This window comes from Bacillus sp. PPSBB_2, from assembly GCF_045291115.1.
GTDB lineage: Bacteria > Bacillota > Bacilli > Bacillales > Bacillaceae_G > Bacillus_A > Bacillus_A cereus.
Genome location: NZ_CP147983.1, coordinates 5,187,256 through 5,194,237 on the forward strand (window position 1 = coordinate 5,187,256; position 6,982 = coordinate 5,194,237).

Consider the following 6,982-nt stretch of genomic DNA (forward strand, 5'->3'; position numbering starts at 1 on the left):
TTACACTTCAGGTATAACATGTACTTTTGCATATATACCTTGTTGCACAGCGAATTGTTCTAACGTCCTTTGCCTGTATGATGTGAGAGTAAAAAAGTGAATAATAGGGACTTTCCCGTTATATTTGTTTTTATAATACACAGTGAATTCACCATACCGATTCATTTTTTCAGCGTTTATATTCATCGTCTGTTTACGATCAATTTCTACAGCGTTTAATATCCCGTCGTCATCCCGGAATTTCACATCAGAAATAATCGTTTTCTTTCGGTCATTTACTTTATAACGGATGGGTGCTTCTATTTGCCAGTCATCGGGACAAAACAAATAAAGCCATGCTTCATTTCTCATAAGACTATGCGCTAACCGACTATTGGGTATAACTTTCTCATTATCATCAAATAGCTCCCTACCATTTTTATTTAGGTAATATACATGTTCTTTTTTATACACTGTATTATTCACAAATGAGCTTAAATCCTTTAATATGCGGTTTGCATTTCTTATACCACCTAAATCATGTATAGCCATTAAATGCCTACGTGTAGCAAATTTCAGCTTTCTAATCGAGGTCAGAATCATCATTTGTCTGTTGATTTTGATATGTGTCTGGATGTTCATCTTTCTTCACCTCATATTGTTTTAGTACATCCCACATCTTTTCATTCGAAATATATGGGACTTGAACTTCAGTCAATCGATCGGTCTTGAAAATCGCGCGCCCTGGAATGCTGTGTATGGTTTCAAGCCCTGGTTCATCTATAACTACTTGTGAAGCTGTTGCTGTTGGCAACCTGAAGCCTAGCTTCGCATCTGAATTCTGTTTCACTTGGCGTGGTAACGTATCCCCAGTTGGATACTGTGTACAGAAAATTAGTCTAAACCCTAATGCTCCACCTATACGCGCTATATGAGATAGCATTTGTTGGCAAGCTCCTAATAACTTTTGTTGTTCTCTATTCATACTTTTATCAGGACAAAGTTCTGCGCCTTCATCCACGATAATAAAATAGCGTTCTTTTATATTTGTTTCTACCACATTGGTATAATGGTGTCCTTTCATAAAAAGCATTTTTTCTTCCATCCTTTTTAAAATCATACTCAATACTTGAAAGGCCTCAATTGGCTTTTCTGCAATAGATTCTACCTGTTTTACGTTCGTGTAAGGTCCAAACTCCAATCCTCCCTTTAAATCAATAATGTAAAAGTGAACATGCTCTGGATGAGCTACAGTAAGTGAAGTGAATACATTCTTTAAAAACACCGTTTTTCCCATCCTCGTTAGTCCACCTAAAGTCATGTGCGGTGTTTTATCAAAGTCATGACAAATTAACTCTTCTAAACTTTGCCCGATTGGTACACACCATTTGCGCTCTTGAATTAAATCCGTTGACCATTCCCATCTCGTAGGTATTTTTTTATGGAATACTCGAATGTGCAACTTATAATTATCATACTGGATTCGAATGGGTTTATTTAGTCCTTCAGAAACAACATCTTCTACCTTCTGAATGATTTTACTCGGCATTCCAACAGGTAAAGTATAAATATACGTTGTGCTGCGATCATCATCTTTTTGCTTTTGAAATTTTGGATAATATAGCTTATCTTCTCTTTTGATTGCGATTCCAAACACTTCAAAGAATACTTGTATCTTGCGCTTATCATCATCTTTACGTTTGAACTTATTACTTACCAAAGCATATCCAAATGAAGCAACGGGTATTAACAATAATTCAAGCATAGATGAACACTCCTTATATATCCTATAAGGATATAGTTGCATTTTTTTGGAAGATAACAGGACGAGCATTTTTGCTTGTGTGGTCTATTGTCCCTCTCTTCCACATCGTATTCCTTCATAGAAACATAACGAGAATATAACGTAGAAGATATAAGAACGAGCCCGTAAGCGTCGTGTACAAGGTTATACGTGGAAGCCAATGTGGAACACTCTTCCCCATTTTTTCAGCCACCTTCATCGCAACAACAGATAAGCCTGTTGCCGTCCAAATAATTACCACTTCCCCTACAAGTGTCATCTGAATCCCCCTTTTCTTTTTAGCTGTAGACCCTTCTTTGAATTCATTATTGGTTGATAATCGTTAATAACATCCTCCCATTCCAACACTTCGTCTCCCTCTTCATATAGAGCCTCGATAATTTCGCTTGATAAACGGTAATAGCCTTTATATTCAAGATTATTAAATACTTCATGTCTTTCCATATGGTTCACTATCGCATTCGTTTCTTTCTTACCATTAGAACCCCTATACATATTTCTCAATTCCTTCGATGGATATAGATAAGGCGTTTCGTTTAAATGTGAATATTGCCAACGCATACGCGCTCTCTCCCCTCTAGATTCCCTTGCTTCCACTTGATATTCCTCATGGTCTTAATATAGGAATATGACTTAGAAGAAGGATTATTACCCATATTAAGAAATTATTTTTCTTTAATATAGAAAATAAATTAGAATAGAGGTATTTTTTTATGTGTGTTGAAATAATTTGCAGGTGATAAAATATGGAGATAAAACTTAAAAGTAAAATTGGAGATTGGGTAGAAAAAAGTGGATATCGAAAAGATTTTATAGCGAATAAACTAGGAATAACCGTAAAACAACTCAACAACTACATAACTGGAACTTCTTTTCCAAATGTTCATCGTTTATATCAATTAGCTTGTATCTTTAATTGTAGAGTTGACGATTTATATGAAGTACAAAAAAATGACCCTGCTAATTAATTATTAACAGGGTCTAATTTGTAAACAGGATTTCTTTCATTTTGCAACACTTCTATGTACATCTCAGCAAGTTTTGGCCCATCGATTAGTTGGATATTTAATCCTTCAGCATAACGCTGGGCATTTACCGTGTAACTCCCAGTTGTTACTACGTATCCGCCCTTCGCGTCTTCTTTTACCATATTTGAATGAACTAATGCGATAGCATTAAAAGGCATGTCCGAATTATAACATTTCACTTGTCCAATATATAATTCGTCATTTAACTTATGTTCGAAATCAACACCGTAATCATTTGACCCCCTCGTTACGTAAACCGATCCTCCATAGTACCTTTCAAATACGTCTCCAACAAAATGTTCAAATGCTATTGGATCTTCCCGAATAAATACATTAGATACTTTTACTTCTTCTGTCTGTTTCATGAATCGATAATACAGCCCCATAGCTACAGTTTTTTTAAAATCTACATCATTATTTGCTAAATGTAATAAATTCAAAAAGTCATGCTCTTTTTTCCTTCGTAACAATACCCAATTAATAACAGAAATACACGTTATAAATAAGAGAACAATTGTAAAAAAAGACATTTTAACACCTCCATTTCAATAGTTTTACCCTTTTTCACAATATGTAATCCCACCAACAAAAAAGCCGTCCCCACTAAAGGAAACCGCTCTTTTCTTTACATACAATTTTAGATTAAAGAATGTAATAAAAATATACTCTATCGTCAATATTTCGTTATATCGCTCGCTTTTATTACATATACTAAAACTAACACCGAGAGAAATTTATATAAACCGGACGCTTTCCTAGAGAAAGCGTCTTTTTATTTTGTATTCATACATTATTTTCACACGCATATAGTAAGAATGTCATCGGAGAATACTCCTCATGGAAAAAGACACTTTCAACTGGGAGAAAGTGTCTTTTTTCTATTTTTAAGAAATATTAAGTACCTAGCATGCATATAGCTAAACTAATAACAGTTTTCTCCCATTAGAACCTTATACTACTCTACATAAAGTGCATTCCTTATATTGGAGTGTTCTTTTTTATTTTTTAGTAATACAATATGATTTTTTCACATATATATCTAATGGTTCAAGAGAAACCACGAAACCAGCGTACTCCTCAGTCAAGAGTGCACTGGTTTTTTATTTTTACTGTTATAATATATTGTAACTATTGCATATCATATAATAAGCTTTACAAATAACTGATATCCCCTAGAAGAGGTCTCCTTATATTAACAAGAGGAGCCTCTTTTGGTTCCCCACCTTACTCCATCTACACATAGTCATTATTTTTATTGTTCATATTCATTCCTGTCGTTACATATAATACTACTGACAAACCAAATAAGAGATGTATATCTTTATAATGTTAAAAAAGCACTCCCCTCTCACAAGGAATGCTTTTTTGTCTGCCCTATTTTACGCATATATAAAACCCTTTGGTAATTGCATACTATGCATACTCTTCAAAACCGTTCCATCCTACCCCTCAAACCGCACATACTCCCCTGATACCCATTGGTCTCCACCAACGTTGTACCAGCCATTTTGAATGCCCCATGATTGATAACGTTCTCCTTGGTACACCTTTTTCACAATGTCGTAATTCGTTCCTGGCCCCGTACGAACGCGTAATACATCCGCTGTAATGGTAACGACACCTACACCATTGTTAGACGGTTGTGTGGATGGAGCTGTATTTCCACCGCCATTATATGCGTTTTGCACCCTTTCTATGAAAGAATTCCATCGCCCTTCATCCAACATACGATGTGGACAATACTTACCGCTCCAGGATTGGTGTGTACGAACTTTACTAATTGGAATATTGAACTGTTTCATGAGTTGAGCTACAACGATAGCCGCATTATTTTCCGCCTTATAATATCTATCTCCACCACTTAAAGAGTAGCAAATCTCCACCCCGATAGATTTACGATTTCCGTTACCTCCACCATCACCACAATGCCAAGCGTTACGCTCTAAAGGAATTCCTTGTATCGCTTCCTTATCATCTACTGCGATGTGGAATGACACCTCATTATTATTTCGAATCATATACGCGATTTCATTTTCCGCTGAAGCATCGTTGTAAGTGTTATGAACCGTGATGAATTCAGGATTCATTGTATACGGACACTTTATACCATATTTACTTAGGTCAACTAATTTTTTTTGGATTTCCATTATTGAACATCTCCACTTCCTAAGATTTTTTGTTTAATTTCAGAAACATCTTTTGATAAATCCCCAAAAGCTTCTGCTTGTTTTGTGATAACGTCCTGATTCTTTTCAATGACCTTTTGATATTGTTCTTCACGCTGTTCATTCTTTTTTTGCGTCGTAAAAAGCATCCACACGAATAACGCTGCGAATGCACCTTGTTGAATCATAGAATTGAAGATTTGCTCCTCCATTGTTCTCATCCCCTCGTAGAATATAGTTTAGATCAGTATTTCTGCTTTCTAATTACCCTGATTTTTAAAAAAATAGATAACAAGATTCCTTACGGAATTTGTTTCGATATTATTGAATTTCCCAGATACAATGGATGTATGGAAAGGATCCATCGGGAATTTGCTCATTTCCCCTGTAGCTCTGTCTACGATAAAAAGTCTGTTACCCGAGCCATTGCTATCACTACCAACACACTAGCTGTTTCGATAACTGATTGGGCTTTTGGATAGTAGTTCAAAAGGTAGCCCCCAAAAGTTGTCATTGTATTCTCGTAGGCGAGGTTGTGGTTACGCAATGAGCTTCTGGGAAATCCCATAGTATCGAAGCATATTCCAAATAACCAATGAAAGGAGGTCCTTCCAAATGAACTTATTTGTCGGATTAGATGTCAGCTCTGAGAAACTAGATGTGTGCTTTTTATCAGACGATAACCAATTGACAATTCTTCTTGAAGCGAGTCTCGGAAATGACGTGAAAGGCGCTCATCAAATTAAACAAAAAATTTTAGAATTTCAAAATGTGTACTCGTTTTCTCAAATCGTCATAGGCATGGAGTCAACTTCTATGTACAGCTTTCATCCTGCTACATTTTTTAATGAGGATCGAGAATTAAAGCGTATAAATACCGTCGTTACCATCGAAAATCCTTTTCGCATCAAGCAATTCAGTCGAATATTTGATGAAGATAAAACAGATAAAAATGATGCGATGCGAATCGCTGACTTTTTAAGAATCCAAAGATTCACTACGTCTCCCATTAAAGAAGAGAAATATATGGCTCTTCAACGTTTAACTCGCACACGTTACCAATTAATTGGACAACTTGTAGAAACGAAACAACATTTTCTCGAAAATTTAACTTACAAATGCAACACGCTCACGCGTGAGTTAAAGAATAGCGAAACTCCTTCTTCTGTATTTGGAGCTACCTTAATCGCTTTAATGACAGAAGATTATGGGTTAGAAGAATTAGCTCAAATGCCTTTAACAGATTTCGCCTCTTTGCTTCAAGAAAAAGGTAACGGCCGGTTTAAAAATCCAGAAGGATTAGCGAAAACGATTCAACGAGCCATTACTATGTCTTATCGTTTAGGAGAAGTCGCTCAAGAATCCATCAATATTATCCTGAGTATTCTTGCTCGCGAAATTCGTGCACTCGAAGCCAGTATCAAAGACCTTGATAAGGCAATTGAACAGCTCGTAATGGTCCTACCAGAATACCAATGCTTGACGAGTATTCCTGGTGTTGGAAAAGTGTATGCTGCTGGATTACTAGCTGAGATCGGACAAATCCAACGATTTGAAGACCAAACGAAACTAGCTAAATATGCCGGATTAAGCTGGAAAATCAAGCAATCTGGAAATTATCAGTCTGAAAATACGCCCTTAACCAAACAAGGCAATCGTTATCTTCGCTATTACTTAGTTGAGGCTGCCAATTCAGTAAGAAGATATTTGCCTGAATATCAAGCATTTTATCAAAAGAAATACAAAGAAACACCCAAACATCAACACAAAAGAGCCATCGTCTTAACCGCAAGAAAATTTGTGCGTCTGGTGGATACGCTACTACGTAACCATCAACTCTACACGCCACCAAGGAGCGTGATAGAAAAATAACACTTTGTTATTGACGCAATCTTGGAAACGGCCCGAAAAAATTTCATTTTTGGTCGGGTCTATTTCCGTATGCTGAAAAAATCGCACCTAGAAAAAATCAGTCTTGTTTTACTCTTGACTTATTACCACTAGAC

At 36.1% G+C, this 6,982-nt stretch carries 9 protein-coding genes; 2 read left to right on the forward strand and 7 right to left on the reverse strand.

What is annotated here, in order from left to right:
- The 4 genes from V6946_RS26350 to V6946_RS26365 form a co-directional block, all read right to left on the reverse strand.
- Nucleotides 1-621: a replication-relaxation family protein gene (locus V6946_RS26350; protein ID WP_256425089.1), complete on the reverse strand. Its 621-nt coding sequence runs from the start codon at nt 619-621 to the stop codon at nt 1-3.
- Nucleotides 563-1,744 carry an FtsK/SpoIIIE domain-containing protein gene (locus V6946_RS26355; protein ID WP_366981845.1) on the reverse strand — a complete coding sequence of 394 codons (1,182 nt, stop codon included), beginning with the start codon at nt 1,742-1,744 and terminating at the stop codon, nt 563-565. Before V6946_RS26355 ends, V6946_RS26350 begins: the two co-directional genes overlap by 59 nt.
- 115 nt (nt 1,745-1,859) lie before the next feature.
- Entirely contained in the window at nt 1,860-2,042 is a 183-nt protein-coding gene (locus V6946_RS26360; protein WP_256425090.1) for a hypothetical protein, read from the reverse strand.
- Nucleotides 2,039-2,344 carry a hypothetical protein gene (locus V6946_RS26365; RefSeq protein ID WP_366981843.1) on the reverse strand — a complete coding sequence of 102 codons (306 nt, stop codon included), beginning with the start codon at nt 2,342-2,344 and terminating at the stop codon, nt 2,039-2,041. Before V6946_RS26365 ends, V6946_RS26360 begins: the two co-directional genes overlap by 4 nt.
- 185 nt (nt 2,345-2,529) lie before the next feature.
- On the opposite strand from V6946_RS26365, the gene V6946_RS26370 reads away from it, so the two are divergent.
- Nucleotides 2,530-2,751 (forward strand): helix-turn-helix transcriptional regulator, encoded by a 222-nt coding sequence (locus V6946_RS26370; protein WP_000403528.1) that lies wholly within the window; start codon nt 2,530-2,532, stop codon nt 2,749-2,751.
- Here the strand turns inward: V6946_RS26370 and V6946_RS26375 are convergent.
- The 3 genes from V6946_RS26375 to V6946_RS26385 form a co-directional block, all read right to left on the reverse strand.
- On the reverse strand, nt 2,748-3,341 hold the full coding sequence (locus V6946_RS26375) for a restriction endonuclease (RefSeq protein ID WP_366981842.1): 594 nt from the start codon (nt 3,339-3,341) through the stop codon (nt 2,748-2,750). The genes V6946_RS26370 and V6946_RS26375 overlap by 4 nt on opposite strands.
- A 912-nt stretch (nt 3,342-4,253) precedes the next feature.
- Entirely contained in the window at nt 4,254-4,958 is a 705-nt protein-coding gene (locus tag V6946_RS26380) for an N-acetylmuramoyl-L-alanine amidase (protein ID WP_366981841.1), read from the reverse strand.
- Complete coding sequence (locus V6946_RS26385) at nt 4,958-5,188, reverse strand: BhlA/UviB family holin-like peptide (protein WP_000392441.1); 231 nt, start codon at nt 5,186-5,188, stop codon at nt 4,958-4,960. Before V6946_RS26385 ends, V6946_RS26380 begins: the two co-directional genes overlap by 1 nt.
- 403 nt (nt 5,189-5,591) lie before the next feature.
- Between V6946_RS26385 and V6946_RS26390 the strand changes: the two genes are divergently transcribed.
- A complete protein-coding gene (locus V6946_RS26390; RefSeq protein ID WP_256426878.1) occupies nt 5,592-6,848 on the forward strand; it encodes an IS110 family transposase in 1,257 nt (418 codons plus the stop codon).
- Nucleotides 6,849-6,982: the final 134 nt, after the last annotated feature.